Annotated in this window: 20 protein-coding genes and 2 pseudogenes; 7 read left to right on the plus strand and 15 right to left on the minus strand. The window is 57.2% G+C overall.

What is annotated here, in order from left to right:
* The 4 genes and pseudogenes from QZ170_RS06685 to obgE all read left to right on the plus strand — a co-directional run.
* A pseudogene (locus QZ170_RS06685) lies at nucleotides 1–763 on the plus strand (DNA primase); the annotation flags it as partial.
* 106 nt (nucleotides 764–869) lie between these two features.
* Nucleotides 870–1,412, plus strand: coding sequence for a phosphoribosyltransferase family protein (locus tag QZ170_RS06690; protein ID WP_297178971.1), 543 nt, complete (start codon nucleotides 870–872; stop codon nucleotides 1,410–1,412).
* A gap of 5 nt (nucleotides 1,413–1,417) precedes the next feature.
* Nucleotides 1,418–1,990 (plus strand): adenylate kinase, encoded by a 573-nt coding sequence (locus QZ170_RS06695; protein ID WP_297178975.1) that lies wholly within the window; start codon nucleotides 1,418–1,420, stop codon nucleotides 1,988–1,990.
* A gap of 154 nt (nucleotides 1,991–2,144) precedes the next feature.
* Entirely contained in the window at nucleotides 2,145–3,335 is a 1,191-nt protein-coding gene (gene obgE / locus QZ170_RS06700; protein ID WP_297178977.1) for a GTPase ObgE, read from the plus strand.
* 115 nt (nucleotides 3,336–3,450) lie between these two features.
* Here the strand turns inward: obgE and QZ170_RS06705 are convergent, their stop codons facing one another.
* From QZ170_RS06705 to QZ170_RS06720, 4 genes are all read right to left on the minus strand, one after another.
* Complete coding sequence (locus QZ170_RS06705; protein ID WP_297178980.1) at nucleotides 3,451–4,374, minus strand: GNAT family N-acetyltransferase; 924 nt, start codon at nucleotides 4,372–4,374, stop codon at nucleotides 3,451–3,453.
* Between the two features lie 120 nt (nucleotides 4,375–4,494).
* Entirely contained in the window at nucleotides 4,495–5,646 is a 1,152-nt protein-coding gene (gene galK, locus QZ170_RS06710; protein ID WP_297178983.1) for a galactokinase, read from the minus strand.
* A gap of 81 nt (nucleotides 5,647–5,727) precedes the next feature.
* Nucleotides 5,728–7,029 carry an MFS transporter gene (locus tag QZ170_RS06715; protein ID WP_297178986.1) on the minus strand — a complete coding sequence of 434 codons (1,302 nt, stop codon included), beginning with the start codon at nucleotides 7,027–7,029 and terminating at the stop codon, nucleotides 5,728–5,730.
* Nucleotides 7,030–7,078: 49 nt separating this feature from the next.
* On the minus strand, nucleotides 7,079–8,146 hold the full coding sequence (locus QZ170_RS06720) for an aldose epimerase family protein (protein ID WP_297178989.1): 1,068 nt from the start codon (nucleotides 8,144–8,146) through the stop codon (nucleotides 7,079–7,081).
* 861 nt (nucleotides 8,147–9,007) lie between these two features.
* Here QZ170_RS06720 and QZ170_RS06725 point away from each other — a divergent pair.
* The 3 genes from QZ170_RS06725 to QZ170_RS06735 all read left to right on the plus strand — a co-directional run bounded on the left by QZ170_RS06725 (nucleotide 9,008) and on the right by QZ170_RS06735 (nucleotide 14,414).
* Complete coding sequence (locus tag QZ170_RS06725; RefSeq protein WP_297178990.1) at nucleotides 9,008–10,768, plus strand: ABC transporter ATP-binding protein; 1,761 nt, start codon at nucleotides 9,008–9,010, stop codon at nucleotides 10,766–10,768.
* 61 nt (nucleotides 10,769–10,829) lie between these two features.
* Nucleotides 10,830–12,572 (plus strand): ABC transporter ATP-binding protein, encoded by a 1,743-nt coding sequence (locus QZ170_RS06730; protein WP_297178996.1) that lies wholly within the window; start codon nucleotides 10,830–10,832, stop codon nucleotides 12,570–12,572.
* Nucleotides 12,573–12,644: 72 nt separating this feature from the next.
* On the plus strand, nucleotides 12,645–14,414 hold the full coding sequence (locus tag QZ170_RS06735; RefSeq protein ID WP_297178999.1) for a phosphoethanolamine transferase: 1,770 nt from the start codon (nucleotides 12,645–12,647) through the stop codon (nucleotides 14,412–14,414).
* A 184-nt stretch (nucleotides 14,415–14,598) separates the two neighbouring features.
* On the opposite strand, the gene QZ170_RS06740 is transcribed toward QZ170_RS06735, so the two are convergent.
* The 11 genes and pseudogenes from QZ170_RS06740 to QZ170_RS06790 all read right to left on the minus strand — a co-directional run.
* The gene (locus tag QZ170_RS06740) at nucleotides 14,599–15,588 is read right to left on the minus strand and encodes a hypothetical protein (RefSeq protein WP_297179002.1); all 990 of its coding nucleotides are present in this window, start codon (nucleotides 15,586–15,588) and stop codon (nucleotides 14,599–14,601) included.
* Nucleotides 15,589–16,228: 640 nt separating this feature from the next.
* Nucleotides 16,229–16,927, minus strand: coding sequence for a phosphatase PAP2 family protein (locus QZ170_RS06745; protein WP_297179005.1), 699 nt, complete (start codon nucleotides 16,925–16,927; stop codon nucleotides 16,229–16,231).
* A 32-nt stretch (nucleotides 16,928–16,959) separates the two neighbouring features.
* The gene (locus tag QZ170_RS06750) at nucleotides 16,960–17,748 is read right to left on the minus strand and encodes a tetratricopeptide repeat protein (RefSeq protein ID WP_297179008.1); all 789 of its coding nucleotides are present in this window, start codon (nucleotides 17,746–17,748) and stop codon (nucleotides 16,960–16,962) included.
* A 52-nt stretch (nucleotides 17,749–17,800) separates the two neighbouring features.
* Nucleotides 17,801–19,594, minus strand: a complete 1,794-nt coding sequence (locus QZ170_RS06755; protein ID WP_297179011.1) for a BatD family protein — start codon at nucleotides 19,592–19,594, stop codon at nucleotides 17,801–17,803.
* Nucleotides 19,588–20,319, minus strand: a complete 732-nt coding sequence (locus tag QZ170_RS06760) for a tetratricopeptide repeat protein (protein WP_297179014.1) — start codon at nucleotides 20,317–20,319, stop codon at nucleotides 19,588–19,590. The genes QZ170_RS06755 and QZ170_RS06760 overlap by 7 nt, the downstream gene beginning before the upstream one ends.
* Nucleotides 20,309–21,343 (minus strand): VWA domain-containing protein, encoded by a 1,035-nt coding sequence (locus tag QZ170_RS06765; RefSeq protein WP_297179017.1) that lies wholly within the window; start codon nucleotides 21,341–21,343, stop codon nucleotides 20,309–20,311. The genes QZ170_RS06760 and QZ170_RS06765 overlap by 11 nt, the downstream gene beginning before the upstream one ends.
* 4 nt (nucleotides 21,344–21,347) lie before the next feature.
* Nucleotides 21,348–22,334: a VWA domain-containing protein gene (locus QZ170_RS06770; protein ID WP_297179019.1), complete on the minus strand. Its 987-nt coding sequence runs from the start codon at nucleotides 22,332–22,334 to the stop codon at nucleotides 21,348–21,350.
* Nucleotides 22,331–23,314 carry a hypothetical protein gene (locus QZ170_RS06775; RefSeq protein WP_297179022.1) on the minus strand — a complete coding sequence of 328 codons (984 nt, stop codon included), beginning with the start codon at nucleotides 23,312–23,314 and terminating at the stop codon, nucleotides 22,331–22,333. The genes QZ170_RS06770 and QZ170_RS06775 overlap by 4 nt, the downstream gene beginning before the upstream one ends.
* Nucleotides 23,315–23,500: 186 nt before the next feature.
* On the minus strand, nucleotides 23,501–24,373 hold the full coding sequence (locus QZ170_RS06780) for a DUF58 domain-containing protein (RefSeq protein ID WP_297179024.1): 873 nt from the start codon (nucleotides 24,371–24,373) through the stop codon (nucleotides 23,501–23,503).
* Between the two features lie 37 nt (nucleotides 24,374–24,410).
* Nucleotides 24,411–25,409 carry an AAA family ATPase gene (locus QZ170_RS06785; protein WP_297179027.1) on the minus strand — a complete coding sequence of 333 codons (999 nt, stop codon included), beginning with the start codon at nucleotides 25,407–25,409 and terminating at the stop codon, nucleotides 24,411–24,413.
* 50 nt (nucleotides 25,410–25,459) lie between these two features.
* Nucleotides 25,460–26,091, minus strand: a pseudogene (locus QZ170_RS06790) (hypothetical protein); the annotation flags it as partial.

A 26,091-nucleotide genomic window follows, 5' to 3' on the forward strand; every position in this document is an offset into this window, starting at 1 on the left:
GCCCTCCCCCTACGAGCCCGAGCCCTCCGCCCCGTCGGTCTATGCACCGACAGAGCCCGAGACAGCCACGCAGACGTCAGTGGCGCAGGTGGTGGATGAGGGGAGTATCGAGCCCTTTGAGCGGGAGCTGATGCAGCTCCTCCTCCTCTATAGTGATCGGATCATCTATGTCCCAGCAGCTATGGGGACGCCCGATGAGGGGGGAGCTCCCTATCCCCCCGAGGGGGCGCGCTTCTATCTAAGGGACTTCGTCCGCAGAGAGCTGGAGGTGGACGGGGTCGAGGAGTGGTATTCGCCTCTCTTTGGTCGCTTCCTGAGCGAGCTAGAGGGACTCTGTCGGGAGCAAGGGATTGCCCCGATCCCTCACTTTACCAACCACGAGGATACTCACCTTCGCCTCCTCTCGACGGAGCTTGTCGGGGAGAGTGGACTCCTGGAGTTTCGCCCCGACAAGGCCGATCTACCTCAGGCCCTACTCGATGCTGTCAAGAGCAGTACGGGGGGTAGCCCTTCGGAGGATGAGGCCAGCGAAGAGCGTCTGCAGGAGGAGCGTTACCTCGGCTCGATGACCCTACGTGCCTGCAATAGCTACAAGATGGCTCTACTTGTGCGCTATATCGACCAGCTCCACGGCGAGCTCAAGCAGGCACAGCGTGCCTCCGATAGTGAGCGAATCATGGAGATCCTAGCAGAGCTCTCGGAGCTCAATAGGGAGAAGCAGCGCTTCTCTAACCTCCTCGGTGACCGCACGATCGTAGGCTAAGGCCTTCGTGGGGAGGAGCGTGGGGCTACTTAGCGAGGGAAATAGTATCTTTGTGCTTCTTTTGAAAGAATAAGCTAATAAGCATCATTACTATAGACATAGGTGTATGAGAGAAGTAGTATTACACGGTCGTACCTTCGAGCTCTATCTCGAGGCAGAGGTGGTCAATCAGGCAGTACGCCAGCTGGCCCTCCGTCTAAAGGAGGACTTCAAGGGGCGTGACCCGCTCTTCGTGTGCATCATGAACGGCTCCTTTATGTTCGCTTCGGAGCTGATGTACGCCATCGATGAGGACTTCGAGGTAGCCTTCGCTCGCTACAGCAGCTACGAGGGAACCAGCAGCACAGGGCAGCTCCGTGAGGTCATGCCCGTGACCCAGTCCCTAGAGGGACGTGTGGTGGTCATCGTGGAGGATCTGATCGATACAGGCTTCACCATGCACTGCCTACAGAAGCGATTCTATGAGCTAGGAGCCAAGGAGGTGCATATCGCCTCCATGCTCTCCAAGCCCGCAGCCCTAAAGTGTGACGTCAAGACCGACTACATCGCCCTAGAGATCGAGAATAAGTTCATCCTCGGGCACGGCCTAGACTATGACAACTATGGGCGTATGTTCAAGGATATTTATCAACTCAAAGACGAAGCATAAGAACCATGTTGAATTTAGTGATCTTCGGAGCTCCAGGCTCTGGCAAGGGTACACAGAGTGAGATCCTGATCGAGCAGTATGGTCTCGACCACATCTCCACGGGCGATATCCTCCGTGGTGAGATCAAGGCTGGCAGTGAGCTAGGAAAGGCTGCCAAGGGATATATAGACGCTGGGCAACTCGTACCCGACGGACTGATCATAGATATGATCGAGAAGGTACTCGGGGAGCGTAAGCCCAAGAAGGGTATTATCCTCGATGGTTTCCCCCGTACGGTAGCTCAGGCAGAGGCCCTAGATGCACTCTTCGCCAAGCTCGGTACCCGTGTACACGCAGTCCTAGACCTACAGGTCGAGGAGGCCGAACTCATCGACCGTCTCCTCAAGCGCGGTCAGGAGAGTGGGCGTAGTGATGACAACCTCGAGACCATCCAGAAGCGTCTCGGTGTCTACCACGCTCAGACTGCCCCCATCGCAGCGCACTACGCCCAGCAGGGTGTGCACCACGCTATCCAGGGTAGTGGCGCTATCTCCGATATCACCGCTCGTATCGCCCGCGTGCTCGACACGCTAGCCTAGTAGAGCTAGAGGCGATACCAGAGCCCCCATAACGGTCGGAGGAACAAGGCATAGCGGCTGAAGTGTCACACTTACCCCCACGTCTGGGTAGGGCACTTCAGCCACATGCCTTTCCTTGTATATTCACTTTCTCCCATCTTCACTTAGCGCCACTATGGCTGAATCAAACTTTGTAGACTACGTCAAGATCTACTGCCGCTCGGGTAAGGGTGGCCGTGGCTCGACACACTTCCGTAGAGAGAAGTATATCCCTAAGGGCGGGCCTGATGGCGGTGATGGCGGACGTGGAGGAGATATCTACGTCCGAGCCAACGAGAACTATTGGACGCTACTCCACCTACGCTACCAGCGTCACGTCATCGCTACGAATGGGGGCAATGGGAGTGGTAAACGTTCCTCTGGAGCTGACGGGCAGGACCAGATCATCGAGGTGCCAGTCGGCACAGTGATCTACGATGCCGAGACAGGGGAGTTCATCATGGACCTGAGCCGGGATGGACAGCAAGAGCTCCTACTCAAGGGTGGACGAGGAGGCAAGGGCAATACCTTCTTCAAGACCTCCACAAACCAAGCTCCTCGCTATGCCCAGCCTGGCGAACCCGCACGTGAGCGCACGGTCATTCTACAGCTGAAGATGCTCGCAGACGTAGGGCTCGTAGGACTCCCCAACGCTGGGAAGTCCACACTGCTCTCCGTCCTCACTGCCGCTAAGCCCAAGATCGCCAACTACCCCTTCACGACGCTAGAGCCTAACCTCGGGATGGTACGCTATCGTGATGATCGCTCCTTCGTGATGGCGGATATACCGGGTATCATAGAGGGGGCAGCAGAGGGGCGAGGCTTAGGGCTACGCTTCCTTAGGCACATCGAGCGCAATGCCCTCCTACTCTTCATGATCCCAGCGGATACCGAGCGCATAGCCGACGAATATCGCCTACTGCTCGGGGAGCTCACGAAGTACAATGCTGAGCTTCTGGAGAAGAGAAAGGTGCTGGCCATCACCAAGTGTGACCTCATCGATGAGGAAATACAGGGGTGGATACGTGAGGAGCTACAGAACGAACTCCCCGAGCACCTCCCCCTGATCTTCATCTCAGCAGCGGCGCATCAAGGACTCTCGGAGCTCAAGGACCTCCTCTGGCACGAACTCAATAGAGAGACCAAGCACCGAGCAGAGAGCATCATCCAGCAGGCGATCGATGTGACGAGTCTCACGTGGGATGACGATGAGGAGCCCCTCCCGCCCCTTGACGAGGACGACGAGCCTTGGGATGAGGAAGAGGATGGAGACCTAGAGCTTGACTGGGATGACCTCGAGCCCTCCTCCCCCGAAGACCTCGAGTAAAGGACTACACCCTCCCGACATACACAGCACGATCTAACGTCACGAGGCGATACCTACACATCGGTAGGTATCGCCTCGTGACGTTTAAGCCCCTCTAGGGGACAGCAAGGAGTCGCTAGACCTGTGGGTACTCGCTAGCTCTGGGGCTTAGCTGTACATAGTAGTAGCTGTCCATGAGGAGGCCATTCTTAATAACGGATAGCCTCTGTATCCCCTCTAGCTGATAGCCTGCCCTCTCTAGGACGCGTTGAGACCCCTTGTTGTAGGGATAGACCATTGCGAAGACTCTCACGAGTCCCAGCTCACCGAAGGCATAGTCCGTCATCTGCCGTACGGCCTCGGTGGCGATCCCTCGCCCCCAGTGGGGCTCACCGAGCCAATAGCCTATCTCGGCCGATAGACGTTGGACATCGGTGCCCATAACGAGTCCAACGACTCCTACGAGTGCGCCCTCAGCTTCGATAGCTAGGCTCAGGTGGGGCTGCTCCTGCTGTGTCATCTGGATGAAGGCCTTGGCGTCGTCGAGGCTGTAGGGATTTGGGAAGTAGTCTCGTATGTTATCCCAAATGCGCTTGTTGTCCGCTAGGCGAGCTAGGCACGGGGCATCCTTAGGGGTAAGAGGACGTAGCCTTACGCTCTCGGCCTTCCTTTGCTCTCGGAAGGTCTTGAGCTTCTTCTCGATGAAGCTAAGGTCGTTGATGGCCTTGTCCTTGTCCTTATTCCTACCGTATCTATCGAGCCAAGCCAGGATCCCAAAGGAATAGAAGCAGAAGCCCTCGGGAGTGAGGTCTCCCACACGGATCGCCATCTCGTCGGTCACTCGCTCCCCTTCGGCTAAGATCCTCCTCATCGTGAGCCCATTGTCCTGTAGGAAGCGTACGATGTGCTCATAGAGGCGACGACTACGCTCTTGTTCCTCGGGTGTGCGAGAGTAGGGCGCAGCTAAGCTAGGCTGGGTAAGCCAGCCACACTGAGAGATCACCAGATCCTGCTCGAGCTCGAGATATTGGTTGGTTAGGGAGGCACGTGTTGGTTTCATACGAAGTCCTTGTGTCGGTGTGTGGAGGGTGAAGTATCTGCTATATAGAGAGATACCCCACAGAGGGACTGCCTAGGGGCGAGTCCCCCAGTGGGGTATCCGAGATGGGAGCTAAGTAGCTTAGAGGCGACGAGAGCCGTCGGAGATGACTACGTCGTAGAACTTCGGTTCGTGCCCGAACTTAGCCGTGTAGCGACGACGTACCTCCTCGACGAAGTGGTCGTGGAGATCTTCCTTCAGGAGGTTAATCGTGCAGCCTCCGAAGCCACCGCCCATCACACGTGAGCCCGTGACGCCGTACTCCTTAGCCAGATCATTGAGGAAGTCTAGTTCCTCACAGCTGACCTCGTAGAGCTTGCTCATGCCATGGTGCGTCTCGTACATCTTCTGCCCTACAGTAGCGTAGTCGCCATGGCCTAGGGCTTCGCAGACAGCGAGCACACGGTCTACCTCACCGATGACGTAGTCGGCACGCTTGTAGTCCTCTTCGCTGATCTCGCTGCGTACCTCGTGGAGCATCTCGTGGGTGGCATCACGTAGGAACTTGACCTCGGGGTGACGCTTCGCGATAGCAGCTACTGCACGCTCGCAGCTCTCACGGCGCTTGTTGTAGGCCGAGGAGGCTAGCTCGTGCTTGACCACGCTGTCTACGAGCAGGAGGCGGTAGCCCTTGGACTTGGGGTCGAAGGGGAAGTACTCGTATTCGAGGCTCTTGCAGTCGAGGCGGATGAGGTGCCCTGCCTTACCGAAGACGGAGGCAAACTGGTCCATGATTCCACACTTCACCCCGATATAGTTGTGCTCGGTAGCTTGACCGATCTTGGCTAGCTCGAACTTGTCGATGCCGAGGGAGAGTAGGTCATTGAGGGCGAAGGCAAAGGTGCTCTCTAGGGCAGCCGAAGAGGACATACCAGCTCCGAGGGGTACATCCCCTGCGAAGACCGTGTCGAAGCCCTCGACCTTCTTGCCCCGCTTCTGGATCTCACGGCATACACCGAAGATATAGCGTGCCCAAGACTCCTTGGGGGCATCCTCTTCGTTGAGGCCGAACTCTGCGCTCTCGCCTAGGTCTAGTGCATAGGCACGGACACGGTCGGTACCGTTGAGGCGGATCTCGGCGACCATAGCCTTATCTACGGCTCCTGGGAAGACGAAGGCGCCGTTGTAGTCGGTGTGCTCACCGATCAGGTTGATACGTCCTGGAGAGGTGTAGAGTGTGCCTTCGGCTCCGTAGAGCTCTTGGAATTTGCTACGAATACTAGCTGTGTTCATCTTGTGTACTTGTATATGATGTGTATAGAGAGAATTATCCCCTCACGAGGGAAGGCCTCGTGAGGGGATAGAGCTTGATGACTAGGGGAGCTGCTTGACCTTGTGGCCAATGAGGGCATAGTAGAGCAGGTAGGCTTCGCCGATAGCGACGATAGCCCAGGTCCACTGCCAGCCGTGGAAGCTGTCAGCGAGGAAGCCCTGCAGTAGGGGGAGGACAGCTCCACCCACGATACCCATCATCAGGGCACCAGAGCCAGCAGCAGTGTACTTGCCGAGCTTGTCGATCGCTAGGGCGAAGATAGCCCCCCACATGATGGAGTGGAAGAGACCAGCACCGATCAGGAAGTAGGGGTTGTCAAGTACCATAGCGATGAGGACAAGGATACCAGCCAGAGCCGAGGTGAAGGCCAGCTGCTTGCTCGCACTGATGCTGCTGAGGAAGCTACCACAGAGACGACCTACGAGCATGAGTCCCCAGTAGAGGGTAGCCAGCAGGGCGGGGTTGGAGAGACCCTTGTTCTCTGCATAGAGGTTGATGTTGTTCCCTACGCAGACCTCGACACCTACGTACATGAAGATAGCGACGACACCGAGCGCTAGGTGGCTGAAACTCCATACGCTCTTCTCGAGCACTTCGCCTTCCTTCTTCTCTGCACTCGCGATAGTAGGTAGGTGGATCTGTGTCAGGGCGACGATCAGACCACCGACGAGTACGATCAGTACGAGGAAGGGGATGTAGAGCGAGCTGATCTGGATGTCTAGCCCAGTCTTGCCAGCGAAGATCACGTGAGCCACGAGCAGGGGAGCGATGGTAGCCATAGAGGAGTTACCCGTCCCTGCGATGGACTGACGTGTGACACCCGTCGTCCCCTTGACGCTACAAGCTACGATGTAGGGGTTGAGTACCGCCTGTAGGAAGGTCAGTGCAGATCCTGCTACAAAGGCTGCTACGAGGAAGATGTAGTAGGCCGTGGGGATCACGACTGCACCCTCATACTTGTAGCCTGCGCCAGCAGCACGTGCTGCGTCAATCGTGGGCTGGAAGTTCGCTAGGTCCATCGTCTCGAAGACGTAGGCAGAGAGCTCATAGAGCCCGAAGGCGACGATCAGACCGAAGAGCCCGAGGATAAGGGTCTGCTTGTACCCCTTCCGCTCGATGTACTTGGCGCTGGGGACACCCATCGCTAGGTAGCCGAAGAAGAAGGCGAAGGTCAGCAGCGTCGTCAGCGTGTTCGTCTGGGCGCCTGCCATCAGCAGGAAGGCTGCCTTCATGGGTGCCTGGAACTGTCCGTTGAGGTTCGTGATAAGCCCTACGAGGGACATCAGCACCACCATGATGATGAAGGGCACTAGATAGCTCTGCGCCTGTTTCTGTTGTGTCATCTGTGAGTTGTTGAGTTATGTGAGTTGTTAGTAGGAGTTACTCGAGAGATTAGTCCGCTAGGGTGAAGCGGAAGGCCGTCACCGACTGGAAGGTCTCTCCGGGATCGAGACGTGTCGTGGGGTACTCGGGGCGGTTGGGGCTGTCGGGGTAGTGCTGCGTCTCCAGACAGAGGGCGGCACGTGCTGGATAGCGGTGCCCGTGCTTGCCACGCATATTACCGCTCATCCAGTTGCCCGTGTAGAGCTGTACCCCGGGTTGGTCGGTGTAGACCTCCATCGTGACCCCCGTCTTGGGGGAGGTGCAGCGTGCGGCGAAGCCGAGCTTGCCTAGGGGTTTGTCTAGGATGTAGGTGTGGTCATAGCCACGAGCCCAGACGAGCTGGTCGGTGGGAGTGTCGATACGGGCACCGACCTCGGTGGGCTTGGTGAAGTCCATGGGTGTCCCTGCCACAGCCTCGGGAGCCCCATAGGGGATAGCTGTATCGTCTGTGGGGAGGTAGGTGCTGGCCTGGATCTCTAGGAGGTGGTCATGCACGCTGGGATCACCGTCACCGGAGAGATTGAAGTAGCTATGGTTCGTGAGGTTGAGGACGGTCGGGCGGGTCGTCGTCGCCGTGTACTCGATCGTCAGCTCGTTCTCCTCGGTGAGGGTATAGACGACGCGTACGTGTAGCTCCCCGGGGTATCCCTCTTCGCCGTCCTTGGAGACGTAGCTGAGGGCTAGCTGGTTGCCTGCGAGCTGCTCGGCGTCCCAGATGACGGAGTTGAAGCCCTTGAGACCACCATGCAGAGCGTTGGGGCCATTATTAATAGGTAGGGTGTACTCGACCCCGTCGAGGGTGAACTTGCCCCGGGCGATACGGTTGGCATAGCGTCCGCAGATTGCCCCGAAGTAGGCCTCCTCGCTATCTAGGTACTCCTGTAGGCTGTCGTGCCCGATGACTACGTCTACCCATCCCGTACGGCTCGGGACGATGAGGGAGACGAGCTTGGCACCTTGGTTGATGATGTGTGCCTCAGCACCTTGGCTGTTGTGTAGGGAGTAGAGGTGGACGGGCTTGCCATCCACTAGACCCTCGAAGGCGCGAGGGTCAAGGTTTGCTTTGTTCTGTGCCATAAAGCGGGCGGTATAGTGCGATGTACTTAATAAAGTATTTTATTTTGACCTCAAATATACGAAAACTTCGTACATCCCGCTACGTCTCTCCCTGACCTCTGTGGCTGGTCACACCCGGATCGTCTCCACCCCTCCTCGGACGTCCCGAGGGGACATACGAGGGACGCCCACCTAAGCCTCCGAGATGCGTGTGGCAGCCCCCTCAGAAAGCCCTCTCTTGGGCTCTCGATAGGGACTAAAGAGTGTACACGCGTGTACACACTTGTATACCCACGTGTACACAACTGTGTACACGTGGGTACACTACCTCGCTCTCGGTATCTTCGCTACGGAGGTGTGGGAGAGCCCCTAGGACGGCTCGTACCGCACTCTCCGGTAGACCCTTAGCGTGTGCGTTGGGGCGTCCTAATGCATCCCGCCGATAGCTCTAGAGGAAGAGTATCGGGACGTCCTCGCTCGTCTCCCCCCTCCGTAGGACTGGGGTGGGGGAGTCTCCGCCCACACACACTGCCCCTCGGGGGACGGGCGAGGGCCTTGGTGAGCTATCGGAAGGGGAGCTGTGGGGGGATGACTTGGTACGAAGTAGCTCAAGGGCGAGAGAGGCTTTACCTTTCTTTATACTATGGAGACTCTGGCCTAGGGGCGGAGGATGCCCGCCAGATAGCCTAGGGGCGGAGGATGAGAGGAGGAGAGGGTCTTAGGGGTCTTTACATATGTTTAATGTGTCTGATAGATAGAGTGTTAGGTGTATCCGAGTCTAGCGTAGATTTAGTACCTTTGTGTGGAAGGTGAGATGGTGAAGAAACGTCCACCCCCACTCTCTCGCCTGGAATACACAATACAAAAGATTGAGAACCAAATATGATAGATGTACTACGACGCTTCAGAGGATATATGGGTAGTCGGAGCTACCTACTCCCCCTCTCGCTCATCTTCTCTGCGATGAGTGGCCTGCTGTCGCTCCTACCCTATGTCTTCATCTGGCTAATCGCCCGTGTGCTCTTCTCCTTCAAGGTAGAGATCGACTACCAGCTCGTCGTCCGCTATTCCCTCTGGGCGGTGGGTACGACCCTCGGCAGTCTCCTCTGCTACTTCATCTCGGGTATGCTGGCGCATCTGGCTGCCTTCCGTGTGGAGGTCAATATGCGGCATCGTGCTATGCGCTCACTGATGAATATGCCTATGGGCTTCTTCGAGGGGAAGAGTGGGGGGCGCATGCGTAAGGTCATCGATGATAATGCCTCGGAGACCCATGCCTTCATCGCGCACGTCCTGCCAGATCTCATGGGGAGCATCGTCGCCCCACTGGTCGTCCTGGTGATGATCTTCGTCTTTGACTATCGGCTGGGGATCGCCTGTATTGTCCCGATCATCCTAGCGATCCTCGTCATCGCCTCGATGATGGACCCGAGGACCAACGACTTCCAGCGTCGCTACCTCCTAGCCCTAGAGGAGATGAGCGAGGAGGCGGTGGAGTACGTGCGGGGGATCCCCGTGGTCAAGGTCTTTCAGCAGACGATCTACTCCTTCAAGCGCTTCCATCAGAGCATCATCAGCTATCGGGATCTGGTCACCCGCTACACGGGGCGGCTGCGGGCTCGGATGATCCTCTACCAGATGTTCATCCATGCGATCCCCTATGTCCTCATCCCTACGGCGATCCTCATCGTCCGCCACGACGGGGACTATAGCCAGACGATCGCCGATACGCTCCTCTACCTCCTGCTAGCGCCAGTGCTCACGACGAGCATCATGAAGGTGATGAACCTACAGTATACGCTCTTCAACGCAGGCGAGGCGATCACCCGAGTGGAGGCCCTTACCCAGTCGGGTACTCCGCTAGAGGAGCCCGAGGACAGCTCTATCCCGCAGCACTTTGATCTTCACTTCGAGGGGGTCTCCTTCCGCTACCCAGGAGCGACGTCGGATGCCCTGCAGGACATCTCCTTCCACGTGCCCGAGGGGAAGATCTATGCCCTCGTAGGCCCCTCTGGGTCGGGGAAGACGACTATCGCCCGACTCGTCCCTCGCTTCTGGGATCCCACTGCAGGGGGCGTCTTCATCGGAGGGATCGACGTGAAGAATATCGCCAAGACGGAGCTGATGCGCGAGGTCTCCTTCGCCTTTCAGGACGCACGCCTCTTCAAGACGACTCTCCGAGAGAATATCATCTACGGTAGCCCCCATGCCTCAGAGGCCGATATCGCACGAGTGATCCGCCTCTCGCAGTGCGAGGAGATCGTCCAGCGCCTACCGCAGGGGCTGATGACCCCTATCGGGGGAGAGCATGGGATCTACCTCTCGGGGGGCGAACAGCAGCGTATCGCCCTGGCACGAGCCCTGCTCAAGGATGCCCCTATCGTCGTCCTCGATGAGGCGACTGCCTTTGCCGACCCCGAGAACGAGCACCTCATCCAGCGGGCACTCTCGGAGCTCATGCGCGGCAAGACCGCTCTAATGATCGCACACCGCCTGACCTCGATCCGACATGTAGACTGCATCCTCGTCCTCGACCACGGACGTATCGTGGAGCGGGGGACGCACGATGAGCTCCTCGCTCAGGGTGGGCTCTACAGCCAGATGTGGGAGGAATACCAGCAGGCTATCTCGTGGAATATCTAGCCCCTATGCCGATGATCGTGACTCTATACCCTGTATATGACCTACTAATATATCTCGCGATATGACCACACTACAGCGCCGCTTTGCCCTCTCTGCGATGGGGGCGAGGGATCTCAAGCGAGGCATCCTATATTCGACTCTACTCAACCTCGCCTTTATTCTCCCCTCTATCTTTGTCTTTATCTTCTTCACTGACTTTCTTCGTCCCGCCTTTGGCCGGGGAGAGGCGAGGTATGGCTGGGAGCTCTATCTGAGCCTAGCCGTCGCCTTCTCCCTCGTGACGGCACTGATCGCCTACATGCAGTACACCAGTACCTTCATGGCCGTCTATCGGGAGAGTGCTGACCGGCGGATCCGGGTAGCGGAGAAGCTGCGCCGACTACCGCTGGCCTTCTTCGGGCGGCACGACCTCTCCGACCTGACCTCGACGATCATGGCGGACAATACAGAGCTGGAGCATACCTTCTCTCATGCCGTCCCTCAGCTCTTCGCCTCCCTGATCAGCGTGGTCTTGATCATCCTCTCGCTGTGCTTCTACGACTGGCGCCTCTCGGTAGCCCTGCTGGCACCCCTCCCCTTGGCCGTCCTCATCCATCTCGGGACACGGCGTCTGCTGCGGGGACGCTTCCAGGAGAACTATCGGCTGAAGCGCCAGGTGACTGAGGATATCCAGCAGGGGCTGGAGAATATCTGTGAGATCAAGGCCTATAGTGGCGAAGAGGCCTACCTAGAGGCGCTGGATCACTCCCTGCATGTGCTCGAGGGCGAGATGATCCGAGACGAGCTCCTGGCGAGTGCGTGCATGCATTCCTCTGTGATACTCCTTCGCCTAGGGCTGGCCTTCGTAGCGATCCTCGGGGCTTCGCTCCTACAGGCTGGTGAGCTGGATCCGGTGGCTTATCTGGTCTTCTTGGTCTTTGGCTCCTCGGTCTATATCCCTATCGAGGAGGTACTGAACTACTCCATCCTCCTGAGCTATCTGGATGTGCGTATCTCTCGCATGCGACAGATCGATGAGATGCCGACCCAGACGGGGAAGGTAGAGGTCTCGGTGCGTCGCTATGATATTACCTTTGATCACGTCACCTTTGCCTATCAGGAGGGGCAGGAGGTGCTCCACGATATCTCCTTCACCGCTCGGCAGGGTCAGGTGACGGCGCTCGTGGGAGCTTCGGGGGGAGGTAAGAGTACGATCGCCAAGCTGGCTGCCCGCTTCTGGGATATAGATGCGGGGCGTATCACGCTCGGGGGACGAGATATATTGCAGATAGACCCCGAGGCTCTGCTGGCACACTATGCCATCGTCTTTCAGGATGTGGTACTCTTCAATGCTTCGGTGATGGACAATATCCGTATCGGTCGCTCGGGAGCTACGGACGAGGAGGTGAGACAGGCTGCTCGTCTGGCTCGCTGCGAGGAGTTCATCAGCCAGCTCCCCGAGGGCTACGATACCCTCATCGGAGAGAATGGGCAGAAGCTCTCAGGGGGTGAACGTCAGCGGATCAGCATAGCCCGAGCCCTACTGAAAGATGCCCCAGTGATCCTCCTAGACGAGGCTACGGCCAGCCTTGACGTGGAGAATGAGACGCTACTGCAGCAGGGGCTCAGCGAGCTGGTGCGGGACAAGACCGTCCTCATCATCGCCCATCGTATGCGTACCATTCGCCGAGCAGATCAAGTGATCGTCCTACGTGAAGGGCGGATCACCGAGAGTGGTAGCCCCGAGGAGCTCCTTGCTCGGGATGGGGACTTCGCCGCTATGGTCGCCCAGCAGACCGAGCAGGCCCCGAGGATCGAGGGCTAGTGAGGATGCGGTCGGGAGAAATACATATGTAGCAGAGATACATATGTAGCGTAGATATTGTATTTAAGATATATGGATCGAATTAGGTCTTGGTATATCGGCTTTTGTCAGCGAGTAGTTGCCAATAGCTGGTTGTTTGTAGCCGTATGGTTGCTACAGATCTCTCTGAGTCTACAGCTATTGCCGATGTGGTCTTGGCTAGAGGGATGGATGATTAGGCATAGCCTCATGGGGGCTACCTTCTGGGCTGTCCTCTTACTTATCCTAGTCTCTATCCCCCCTCGGCGAATCGGACGGTGGCTCTCCTGGGGGGCTCTGGTCGTGGTCTTCCTGATCACCTTCCTCGAGCAATATGTGATCTCCTGCTATCGTACCTGCGTCACCTCGACCATCATGATGCTGGTCCTGAGTACCAATACCCGAGAGGCCTCGGAATTCCTAAGCGTGATAGACCTCCGTCCTCTGGCTCTCATCCTAGGGATTGTCCTCGTGGTATCTGCGGCCTCTGTGGGCTATCGGAGGCTAAGTGCCAGGATCCAGATAGATAGATGGTGGAAGGTGGTATTACTCACTCTGCTTCTCGTCCTCCCATGCTTTGGGTATCGGAATAACGTCCGAACCTATAGGGAGGGACTCACGACGACCTTCCCTATCTATCCACAGCTGGCACCGATAGACCGCTTCTGGCAGTCTACCTACCTGACGTGGAATACCGTGAAGCAGATCGATCGACTACACCGGGAGTTTGAGACTATGGATATTGGTCGGGTACAGGTCACGAAGGATCTGGGCCCGCATACCGTAGTCTTGATCATCGGAGAATCGCTCCGGCGCAACTCGATGCACTGCTACGGCTGTCCCTATCCGACGACACCCCACCTCGACAGCCTGGTTAGGCAGGGGGATCTCATTCTCTTCTCCGATGTCGTATCCTCCAAGGCTAATACCGATCCCTCACTGTGTGAGCTACTGACCTTCCATACGACGGACCAGCAGCGTCCCTGGTATGAGTACCCTACGATCGTCCAGACGATGTCTGCCTCGGGGTACTATACCTATTGGCTCTCTAATCAGGAGAAGGTCCTCCGCTTCGGGCAGGCTATGCTAGTGATCCCTCCGCTGGCGGACTCCTCGCTCTTCGTCAACTCTCGCCTCCCAGACGACGATCTACTGACCTCGAGGGAGGAGAGCTATGATGAGCGTGTCCAGCCCCGGCTAATGGTAGGGAAGCAGTTCGCCCGAGGTAGAGACAAACTCTTTGAGATCATCCATCTCAGTGGGCAGCATATGACCTTCTCCAAGAGGTATCCTAAGCGCTATACGCACTTTGACTCTCAGGATATAGCCATCACGGTGGGCGAGCCCAATGACTACAAGCGGTCAATCAAAGCGGAGTACCTCAATTCGATCCTCTACAACGATTGGGTGGTATCGACGATCATGCACTCCTATGACGATACGCCAGCCCTCATCTTCTACCTCTCTGATCACGGGCTCGATATGTATGACAATCCCGCCGACCCAGAGTCCATGTGGCATGATGTGTCGAAGCAGGCACTCCCCATCCCCTTCATGGTCTATGTAACTCCAGCGATGCGCCACCTTCACCCCGAGCTGTACACCCAGATCAAGGAGGTGAGGGAGCGTCCGATCATGTCGGATATCCTCACCCACTCGATCACGGGCCTCCTGGGTATCGTGGGACAAGCGAGTGATGATCGGTATAACGTGTTTAGCCCTCGATACTGGAGTACCAGGCCACGTAGGATCACCAGTCCAGATGGGCGTACCGTCGACTTCCCCTATCCCGTGGATCAAGATCCAGCTATAGGCCCAAAGTAAGTCTCTCCTCAGGAGTCTAGGGGAGCACCTCGGCTGTAGGGCCTCGTGCTTATCCTTGTCCTAAGGGGTGAATAGCAAAAGCCTCCATACGCACACTCCGCAGAGTGCGTGTGGAGGCTCCTCTCCATCGTGCTGTGCCCCTAAACTACTTAGATATGGGAGCAGAAAAGGGGCGGGGTGCTCCCTACTCAGCCCGAGCAGAGCCTAAGTGGTAGTAGGAGCAGTGGGGATATTCGTAGAGGTCAAGCCCTAGGTAGTCTATCCTAGGCTGGTAGATACGGGTATCTTCGTCTATAGTATGCTCAGGAGGGAGCAGTCGGAAGTAAGCCTTGATGTAGAGTGTATGTAAGCCAAGGCCTAGGGTCTGAGAGCGCTTCTCGTAGCTCTCTGCTCGATCTGCGGGGACGCTGATACGGGGTACTTCCTTCTCTGCCGTGAGGACAAGCGTGATAGCTTCACTCTCAGGTGTCGCGAGGGTGGGGAGAGGCATCCCGAATAGGCGATCCCAGGGATAGGCTGAACGAGCGAAGTCGTATTCCTTGGTGACGAGCTTGTGCCGGACGTAGTAGACCTGATCTAGCCTGAACTTCTCGACAGCTTCCTTGAGCCTCTCCAGTAGAGCAGCTCGCTGTCTCTGATACCCGAAGGGATTATCTACGATGCTCCTGGCGGAGTCGGCATTCCCTGAGGCCTGAGTGTATGCTTTGATCGCGGCATCTGTATAGGTCATGTAGCCAGCCTTGATGAGTGCGGGGACATAATCTGCGGGGCTCAGCTCGATAGCTCCAGGGTAGAGCACCTCATGCTCTATCGGGGCTGTGATGATCTCCCCCATGCGTATCGCATCGGGTAGATGGACGATGAGGCTATCCTTGGGGTATTGGGGGAGGCTCAGGAAATATATGGTATCAGGATCTCCTATGATGTCTCCGAAGAAAGTCTTCGGAGGGGTAATATGCCTCATTAGCTTGCCCTTCGTGAAGGCTGGGATCATCTGGTCTTTCTGTGCCCATCCCATTGTCCGATAGCTCTCCCCAGGTGTGTAAGGTAGGCCGATGGTAAGGCTATCACCGAGGTGAAGCGTCTGCCCGTTGAAGGAGAGGGCAGTCGTCTGGGCTGTGATGGAGCTACTCCCTAGTAGAAGGAGTAGGAATAGATGGATGTAATTGCGCATAGAACTATAATACATTAGAATTGTAGAGCACTCAATTGGAAGGAGACATACAAAGGTTGGCCTCACCCTGACCGTGCATGCTCCGAATACTCTGGGGGGCTTGGTCTCCGCAACGAGCACTATGGATACTAAGGCATAAAGGCTACGGATACCACAGATGGTCTACCTCGCTACGAGTCCCCCCTCGATATGAGCTAGTACCATGGGGAGGAGATGTCATACCTGGGTAGCCACCATAGGATGCAGATGTACTCTCTTCATCCCAGCTGAATACGCAGCCTCATAGCACTGCAAAGATACAATAAGCAACTACTTATTCTCTGTATGTCACTTCTAGGCAGGGAGGTGTGTGGGGGGAGGGAAGGGGGTAGCACGACGCTCTATAGATACTTCGATGAGGGCTTGGGTGATACGATATTTGGTATTTAGCCCCTATATATTATGCCTCTGGATACTAGAGTCTTCCCTATCCCCTCTGGGAGACTTTTATCCTAGGGGGGGAATGAAGGCGACACTAGATCGCTCCATCGAAACAAATAAAGAGGTAGAGCTCCGAGGTCTCAGAGCTCTACCTCTCTATTTATAGGGTGGGGGTAAAGTGTGCTGTCTCTCCTTCCCCCCTTTGCATTCCTCTAGTACCCTACTGTGCCATGAGACGCATTACCTCTAGGGCAAAGGCCAGGGTGAGGGGGATGGTGAGGAAAAGGGCGGCATTGAGGAAGCCAATCCCCTGACGGAAGATCTCCCCAGTGCTATGGTATCCCGTACTGAGGATATTGTGCCTCAGTGCTCGGTAGAGGCGATAGACGAGCCCACCGACGAGTAGCCCGACGATGATCCCCGTGAGGCAGTCCGAGGGGAAGTGTGCCCCGATATACATCCTGCTGTAGATGACCCAGCCTACAAGGAGGGCAAGTAGGAAGGCAAAGAGACGATTGCGGAAGGTCAGTACGAGGAGTGTCGCCACAGCGACATAGTTGGCGGAGTGGCCTGAGAAGAAGCCGTAGAGATGCCCCCGGTAACCAAAGACCGAGTGTAGATCCCCCTCCAGCCAAGGGGTATGCGTAGGACGTAGCCGAGCGAAGAAGGGTTTGGCTAGCTGCGAGCTCAGGATATCTCCTAGGGCGATACAGAGCCCGATGGCCATTAGGAGTAGGATCGCTTCGCTCTTGGGACGCTTCCAGAAGAGGAAGATCAGTAGAGCTAGGGCGGGGAAGACCCAGGAGGCAAAGTTGGAGATCAGCCACATCGCTGCATCCCAGTAGGCCGAATGGCTACCATTGATACTCTTCAGTAGACTGATCTCTCCAGGGATGAACGGGACGGAAAAAGAAGTCATACGCCTATGTGGTTTGTCGTCTAGCGCCTAGGCTACTGGAGGAGCACAGCCTCCAGAGACGAACGCTTCACCCAGCCCCGTCGCCCATCGGCTAGGGTGATCATCTGCCATTCGCCCTTGGGCTCGCCAGAGAGCTTTACCCGAGAGCCCTCATGTAGAGAGAAGGTAGCCTCCGAGCTCGCCTCTGCTGAGGCATGTACCTCCGTCTCGGGGCTGGTGATGACCGCCATGCTCTGATAGAGGCGGTCGGCGTAGATCCAGTGCAGGATGAGGGCATTGGCCGTGAGGGAGAGGGCTAGACAGCCAAGGCCGAGGTAGAAGTAGAGACGCCGCGCCCCCCGAGCCCGAGCGAGGAAGAAGAATACCCCGCAGCTGAGCGCTCCAGCAAAAAAGCCTAGGCCGAGGGCGATGAGTACGGGTAAGGGGAGGGTATAGGCGATCTGCTCCCCGAGGCTGGCAAACCAGTTCTTGCCGTCCGAGAGCCTATCGACCGTCTTCCGTAGGGTGAGGTCACGGTTGTGTCGGGCGGCCTCATTGCGAGGATTGAGGTGTAGGCAACGCTCATAGGCGAGCACAGCGTGCCCTAGGTCGCCGAGCTCATAGAAGCTCGCTCCTAGGTCATAGTAGAGCCCCGAGCGAGGCCCTTGCTGCTGGAGTAGAGATTCGTAGAGCGTGACGGCACCCTTGTAGTCTCCTTGCTGGAAGAGGATCTTTGCTCTCGCGAGATCCTCCGCTGCCCAGGAGTGACCGAGGGAGCAGAGAGCCAAGAGGCTGAGGATTAGGGTACGTACCACGAGGTGGCTATAGTGGATGAGGCTCATGTGATCAGGTGTATGAAGCGAGCTAGATATTCCTAATGGGGTATGAAGGGGGCTACTTGTGGAGCTCATGGCTATCTATCTGGCCGATGACCCCAGCCGTACGCTCATAGAGCTGCTGCATATCCCCCTCTCGTACGGGGGCGAATCGAGCAAACTCGGCCTCGTCAATGACGCTAGTGAGCTCCCCGATCAGTGTCTGCTCGAGGCCTCGGTCAGCGAGTATCTGGCTCACCGAGGCACGGCTCAGCTCAGAGACGGGGAGGCGAAGCTTATCCCCAAGGTAGCCCCAGAGTGCACGCATGAGCTCCTCGTAGAAGGGCTCACGACTGCCCTCCTGCATGAGCTTGTGTGCGAGTCGTAGGCGCTTCGTGGCTACGCTATTGGCCCGGGAGGCATTGTAGCTGAGGCTATCGGCACGTAGGCGACGGGAGCGAGCTAGGAGTGTATAGGCTCCACAGGCTAGGGCAAAGAGGATGAGGTAGAGCGTTGGATAGCCAAGTCCCTTGACGAGGCTGAATAGGGGGATATCCTGCTCCCCTAGTTCCCCTCGTGGGGGGAGCATTCCCTGCTGGTGGACGACGGCTCCGTCAGAGCCTTCGCCAGAGAGGGCAGAGGAAGCTTTACCCTGCTTCACGTCTAGGGTGAAGGCTGGAGAATGGAGAGTCTCGTAACGACGGGTCTGGGGGTTAAAGAAGGAGAAGGCGACAGAGGGGATCGTGACCTTGCCTACCCGACGGGGGATGGCGAAGTACTCGATGACCTTCTTGCCTCGGACATTGTTGGAGGAGATGCTCTGCTCGTAGCTCTCCTTCGGGTCGTAGACCTCAAAGGTCTCGGGGAACTGGAGCCTGGGAGCCTTAGCGAGCTTTAGGTTGCCCGTCCCCTCGAGGGTGAAGCGTAGAGTGACGGATTCGTTGGTCTTAGGAGTCTTAGTTAGGAGCTCAGCCTTCATACGAAAGGCACCTACAGCACCAGAGAAGTCGCTTGGTTTACCCTCCGAGGGGAGCGGGCGTACCTCGATGGGGACGGGCGTGGAGCGTAGGGTCTTATCGACGATGGTCGTCGAGCCGAAGAAGGGATCTTCGTTATCCCCATGGAGTGGGATGCGGATGCCTATCTCACTGGCTGGGAGAGCTAGGCTCCCTGCACGCTGGGGGAAGAGGACATCCTCACGGATGACTACCGTACGGTAGTTCGTCCCTTGGTAATTCTCTAGGACGAGCTGTCGTCGTCCATCGTCCTCTGCTTCGCTGGCGGAGATGAAGCCATCATACTCGGGAGCCTTGAAGCTCGAGATCTCAAACTCCGTGGTGGAGTAGAGCTTGTACTGTACCGGGATGGCTTGCTGCTCGTAGACCGTGGTCACACCGGGGATCGCACGGTAGAGGTAGCGCCCGAGCCCTTTCGCCGAAGACTCTGCGGCCCCCCCTCTGCTGGGGAGGACGCGTACATTCGCCCCCTTTACCTGTACCCTACGTCCCCCGATAATGGCTGTAGTGGGGGCGATGGAGTAGGTACCTACCTGCTCGGCGAGGAGCGTGTAGGTGAGGCTCGTGGCAGAGGACGCGGTAGAGTGACCATTGACGCTGTGGAAGCTACTCATCGTCTGTCGGGCTGGGCCGTAGAGGATGGAGAGTCCCTTGAGCTGGGGGTTGTCGAAGCGATTGACCTCGGCCTCCCCCTGTATGGTGTAGACGAGCTGGAAGGGTTTCCCTTGGATCACCGTAGCAGGCACCTCTACCTGTACGTTCTGTCCAGATAGGGTGTACGCCGTGGCGAGTAGGGCGATCAGTGTGGCTAGGCTGTAGCGTACAGCCCTGTGGTATAGTGCAGGTAGGGTTACCATCGCTTTTTATCCTTGGTGCGACTTCTTTGTTGTTTCTCCTCACGCAGGCGTTGCTCGACGCGCTGTCGTGTCGCCTCGTCATCGGAGCGGAAGGCATTGAGGATCTGCTCGGCCTGATCCTTGGTCATCTGCTGATCCTTGGGCTCTTGGGCTTCTCCTTGCTTGTCGTGTCCCTGCTGAGGGGGCTGTTTCTGCTGGTCTTTGTCCTTATCTTGCTTCTGCTTGGGGGGCTGCTTATCCTGCTTGTTCTGATCCGGTTTGCCACCGCCACCACCGCCTCCCTTCTGCTGCTGTTGCTGGAGCAGGCGTTGGGCAAGGGCTAGGTTGTAGCGTGTATCGTCGCTCTCTGGGTCGGCGATGAGGGACTCTTCGTAGAGGTGTACGGCCTCCTCATACTTCTTGGCCTTCATCGCCACGTTGCCTAGGTTATGTAGAGCTGCGGCGGCTTGGGTGGGGGAGAGGCGGGTATCTCTGAGTGTACGCTCTAGGTAGCGGCTAGCCTCCTCGTAGCGTCCCTGCTCATAGGCAGAGGCGGCGACCCCGAAGTTTGCCTTCCCGGAGAGGCTGTCCAGAAGCAGAGCCTTGCGGTAGGAGGTCTCAGCCTCGGGGTAGTTCCCTGTCTTGTAGAGGGCGTGACCTTGGCGTAGCTTACCCTTGATCCCCTGAGCTGAGGCGAGGGTGCACGCTGAGAGTAGGAGGCCGAGGAGGATGATCTTACTTCTCATGTCCGAAGATGTTATGGCGGATGAGGAACTTGTTCTTACGTCCCATGATGAAGAATTCTAGGAGGAGTAGGAAGAGGGCAGCACGTAGCCAGGGCTCGAAGTTCTCGATATTGCCGTTCTCCAGCTTAGAGTTCACTGAGGCACGGGGGAGCTCATCGAGCTGCTTACGGATGGCTTTGACTGCAGATGCTGGAGACTGGGAGGAGACGAAGATCCCCTTCCCTGCGTCGGCTATCTGGCGGCACATATCCTGATTGACCTTGGTGACGACCATGTTGCCCGATTCGTCGGTGAGCTGTCCCTCAGCAGTGGGGATAGGAGCCCCGGAGCTGGTACCGATACCGACGACGTCGATACGTATCCCAGCCTTGGTTGCCTCCTGAGTGACCTCCAGTGTGTTGCCCTCGAAGTCCTCTCCGTCGGTCAGGATGATGATCGCCTTGCCTAGATCCTTTCTGTCGGAGAAGGACTGGCGAGCCAGGGCAATTGCTTCCCCGATGGCCGTCCCCTGGTCAGAGAGCATCTCTGGGGAGGCCTCTGCTAGGAACTCTTGTGCGGTGGAGAGGTCTGTGGTGATGGGGAGCTGGACGAAGGCACTCCCTGCGAAGACGATGAGGCCGACCTTGTCGGAGGGCATCTCCTCGAGGAGCTTCGCTATGGTTCGCTTGGCGAAGTCTAGCCGACTGGGGGCGACGTCCTGCGCCAGCATGGAGTTGGAGATGTCGAGGCAGATCATCGCCTCGATCCCCTTGTCGTCTTCCTTGGAGTCGCTACTCGTACGTCCGGGTACCTGAGGACGGGCGAGGACGATGATGAGTAGCCCCAGAGCCACTAGGACGAGGAGATCGCGTAGGAGCTGTCGTCTGCCCGAGGCTAGTGGCATCAGCTCGTCCTGCATCTCTGAGCTCGTGAAGCGTGCTAGGAGCCGTCTGCGCCGGTAGAAGGCGAAGAGGGAAAGCAGCGCTAGGGGGATGAGCCCGAAGAGTAGGTATAGGTACTCTGGAGAATAGAATAGGATATTCATTGCCTTACGGGTTGGTCTTAAAGAGGGTAGAGCGAAGAATAAACTCCAGGAGTAGAAGGAGGGAGGCGGCGAGGACGAAGAGGAAGAATTCCTCGTAGACCGTCCGATGGTTCTTGGTCGAGAGCTTGGTCTTCTCCATCTGGTCAATCTCCTTGTATATCGAGGCCAGAGAGGCATTGTCCGTAGCTCGGAAGTAAGCACCACCGGAGACCTCTGCTATCTGCTTCATCGTAGGCTCATCGAGGTCTACGGGCATGTTGCGCACTACAGTGCCGAAGGGGGTCTCGATCGGATAAGGAGCCTCCCCGGTAGCGGAGCCAACGCCGATTGTGTAGACCGCTATCCCAAAGGTCTTGGCCAGGTCAGCAGCCATCTTAGGGGAGATGTTCCCCGTGTTGTTCGCACCATCGGTCAGCAGGATGATGACCTTGCTCTTGGTCTTGCTCTCACGGAGCCGATTTACAGCGGTCGCTATTCCTGAGCCGATCGCAGTCTGGTCCTGGATGATGCCTGGCTTCATATCTCGGAGGCGATTGATCAGGGTCGCATGGTCTTGGGTCAGGGGGCAAGCTGTGAAGCTCTCCCCAGCGAAGACGACGAGCCCGATATTGTCGTTGGGGCGACTAGCGACGAAGCGCATCGCCACCTCCTTGGCGGCCTCCACACGATTGGGCTCGAAGTCCATAGCGAGCATACTCGTCGAGATGTCCATCGTGAGCATGATGTCGATCCCCTCGACCCGATCCTCCGTCCAGCTAGAGGTGCTCTGTGGACGGGCTAGGGCGACGATGATGAGCCCTAGGGCTAGGAGCCTTAGGACGAAGACCGAGTGTCGGAGGTAAGCCCTTAGTCCTCCTCCGTGCCCCTTTAGCCCACGTAGGGAGGGTAGGAGTACCGTAGCCTCCTGCTTGCGGCGCCATAGTATGTAGACGAGCAGGAGTAGGGGGAGCAGGAGTAGTCCCCAGAGTAGGTGTGGATAGAGGAAGGTCATCGCTTCACCTCCTTTCTTTCTTTTGCTTGAGCTTCGTATGCCGTGAGGGTTGCCTCGATGGTCTCGGCAAGGCTTAGGCTAGCCTTGCGCATGGCCAAGGCATCACCTTGGGTCGGAAGGCTCTTGGCGAACTTGACAAAGCTTGCTCCCGATAGGATGTGTTCCAGCCGTGCGAGTTGCTCGCTACTGAGCGGTTGGGAGCGGAGAGTCTCTATGACCTCATCCGTCGTCATCTCCATCGCCTCGAAGTGCAGACGCTTGCCGAGGTAGCCCCTCAGATTGTCCGTGACGAATGAGTAGTAGTGCTTGAAGTCCTCCTGCGTCTCTAGGCGGGCATTGTCGAGTGTAGCCAGCTGTGCCTTTAGCTGCTCGAGCAGAGGCACTGGTGGAGCCTCAGGCTCAGGCTTGGCGACCTCTGGATGGCGAGCTCTCCTACGGTACTCATAGATCAGTAGGGCGATGAGCAGCAGACCTGCTATCGTGTAGAAAATCCATGAGGTGAAGAGGATCATCAGGAGATCTATCAGGGTCAGGGGCTCGTCCCAAGGAGCGACGATCGGGCGGATATTATCGGGCTGTGAGACGTCTACCTGTGGGGAGAGGACATTCAGCGCCAGGGGCTTGGTCATAGCCTGTCCTGAGGGGCTCTCCACGACGATCGGGGGGAGGGTAATGAGCGTGGAGTCAAAGGAGGTCACGATCATCTGTGCCTTGATCTCCTGTACCCCATGCCCTATGTCTATGGTATCTGTTGCCCCGAAGGCTAGGACACGATAGCGCTCCTCTCCCCTCGTACTGTCCTGTAGGAGGTAGAAGCGCGTGCGTGCTAGATCATCGGTGCGGATCGTCAGGTCAATGGCAGCCCGCTCCCCGATCTTGATCTCGGGGCGGTCAAGGCGAGCCTGGATCGAGACATTCTGCCCAAGAGCTCCAGCACACCAGGTGCAAAGCAAGAGGAGGCAATATGCTAAATACTTCATCTAATAGGTGCCTATGGCTAAGCAAATATAGGACTTTCAGCGTGGCATCTGACCCGTAGGAGGGGTGTCCTTGCAGGCGAAGACTTTCTTTTGTTTGTATAACAGTAGCTTAGGGAGGTGTCATCCTTCCCCAGTGGGACTGCCTCCGCTGAGCCTAGGAGACTCAGCGGGTGGAGCTCCCGTGCGTCAGCGCCGTGCGCCGAAGAGCTTGATGAGCTCGGGGACGTAGTCCTTGCCCGTAGAGACCTCTATCTGATCCACACCGGAGCGCAGGCAGGCCGAGTGGAAGGTCTCCAGCTGCCTCGTAATGCTCTCTCGGTAGGCTTTCCTCAGACGGGACGAGGAGGTATCGATGTAGCGTTCCTCACCGCTCTCGGCGTCTAGGAGCCGAACGAGCCCCAGCTGTGGGAGCTCGACGGCACCTTCGTCGTAGGTGCGGATCGCCACTAGGTCGTGCTTACGTGCAGCGAGCATCAGCGTCTGGCTATACGGCTCACCCCACTGGAAGAAGTCCGAGATGAGGAAGGCCGTACAGCGTCTCTTGATCAGGCGGTTGAGGTAGGAGAGGGGGACGTTGAGGTTCGTCTCCTTGCTCCGGGGCTCGAAGCTTAGTAGCTCGCGGATGAGGTAGAGGATGTGCTTCTTCCCACTGCGTGCAGGGATGAAGAGCTCGACCTCATCGGTGAAGAGGATAGCCCCTACCTTGTCATTGTTCTGAATGGCAGAGAAGGCTAGGGTAGCAGCGATCTCGGCATTTAGCTCTCGCTTGCTCTCGCTACGTGTGCCGAAGGCTGTGCTCCCCGTCATATCTACTAGGAGCATGACGGTGAGCTCACGCTCCTCCTCGAAGACCTTGATAAAGGGGGCTGCGTAGCGAGCGGTGACATTCCAGTCGATGTCTCGTACATCGTCCCCTACCTGGTAGCCTCGTACCTCGCTGAAGGCCATCCCTCGGCCTCTGAAGGCCGAGTGGTACTGCCCAGCGAAGACCTGCTCGGAGAGTCCCCGTGCCTTGATCTCGATGCGTCGTACCTTCTTCAGGAGGTCCGAGGTCTGCAGTCTTGACTTCATCTATACCGAAGGGCTAGGGCGGAGGCTAGGGCACCTCTACCTTGTTGAGGATCTCCTTGATGATTTCATCTGCTGTGAGGTCGTTCGCCTCAGCTTCATAGGAGAGTCCGATGCGGTGATGTAGGACGTCGTAGCTGACGGCTCGGATATCCTCGGGGATCACGTAGCCACGCTTCTTGAGCAGTGCGTAGGAGCGTGCGGCCAAAGCAAGGTTGATCGACGCACGAGGTGATGCTCCGAAGGTGATGAAGGGGCGTAGTGACTCCAGCCCATACTCCTCTGGACGTCGTGTAGCGAAGACGATATCGACGATATAGCGTTCGATCTTTTCGTCTACATAGACCATAGAGGCGAGCTTGCGTAGCTCGAGGATGTCGGCTACGGAGAGTACAGGAGCTACACGATCTGCATGGTCGGGGCGGATCTGCTGGCGGATGATCAGAGCCTCTTCCTCACGCTTGGGGTAGGAGATGAGCACCTTGAGCATGAAGCGGTCCACCTGTGCTTCGGGCAGAGGGTAGGTACCCTCCTGCTCGATGGGGTTCTGTGTCGCCATGACCAGGAACGGGTTAGGTAGGCGGAAGGTCTGCTCCCCGATGGTCACCTGATGTTCCTGCATGGCCTCTAGCAGGGCGCTCTGTACCTTAGCTGGGGCACGGTTGATCTCGTCGGCGAGGATGAAGTTAGAGAAGATAGGACCTTTCTTTACTTGGAAGTCCTCTTCCCTTTGGCTATACATGAGTGTCCCTACGACGTCTGCTGGCAGGAGGTCGGGGGTGAACTGGATGCGCTTGTAGTCGGCTTGTATGAGCTGTGCCAGAGTCTTGATCGCCAGGGTCTTGGCGAGACCAGGTAGTCCCTCTAGGAGGATGTGCCCCCCGGAGAGCAAGCCGATCAGCAGGGAGTCTAGGAGGTGGGCTTGGCCGACGATCGCCTGCTGCATGCCCTGGCGTAGCTGTTCGATCAGGCGACTTCTACGCTCGATCTCCTCGGTGAGGATACGGATGTCTGTTGATTCCATTATTATATATCCTTGTCTTAGTTCTTGTGGTCTTTTACAATACGAGTGGATGGTTATTCCTTGCGTAGTGAGTGCTGTAGTTCTAACGCTTTATTGATAGAATTCGTATCACGAGGATTGATCTCGTACTTCTTGGCTGGAGGTAGGACGATCGTGATGCCTACGGGCAGGTTGTTGGGGTCTTTGATCTTAGACTTGTTCTCCTGATAGATGTACACCCAGAAGGCTTTGTGCCCGTATTTCTTTAGGGCGAAGACGGTGAGGCGGTCGCCAGGCTGTACCTGTACACGGGTGGTCTCGCTATTGATCACTCGCTCCTTGGACTGTGCCTTGGGCTCCTCCTGAGGGGTACGCTCTGGGAGGGTGTCGATGGGCTCCTCCTGCAGTGTGTCTGCTGGTAGGGTCAGGCTGTCGGGTAGGATGTCCATACTGGAGGGGACGACGACTACGGAGGCCATTTGCTGGGTATCCTTAGCCGCTGGACGTGGGGTGGCGGAGGCCTTCTTCTGCCTGCTGTTGAGGATGAAGACAGCGAGGACAGCACCGATGATGAGTAGCGCAACGACGGCGATCCAGATGTAGTAGTTGGTTCGTCGGCGTGGGGCTGGCCTCGGATCCGAGGGTGGAGGTGTCGGCTGTGACTCTACCTCGGGGGTACTGGGGACGGTAGGGGTAGGAGGTGTAG

The sequence above is a fragment of the uncultured Porphyromonas sp. genome (assembly GCF_905372525.1).
In the GTDB taxonomy this organism is placed as follows: Bacteria; Bacteroidota; Bacteroidia; order Bacteroidales; family Porphyromonadaceae; genus Porphyromonas.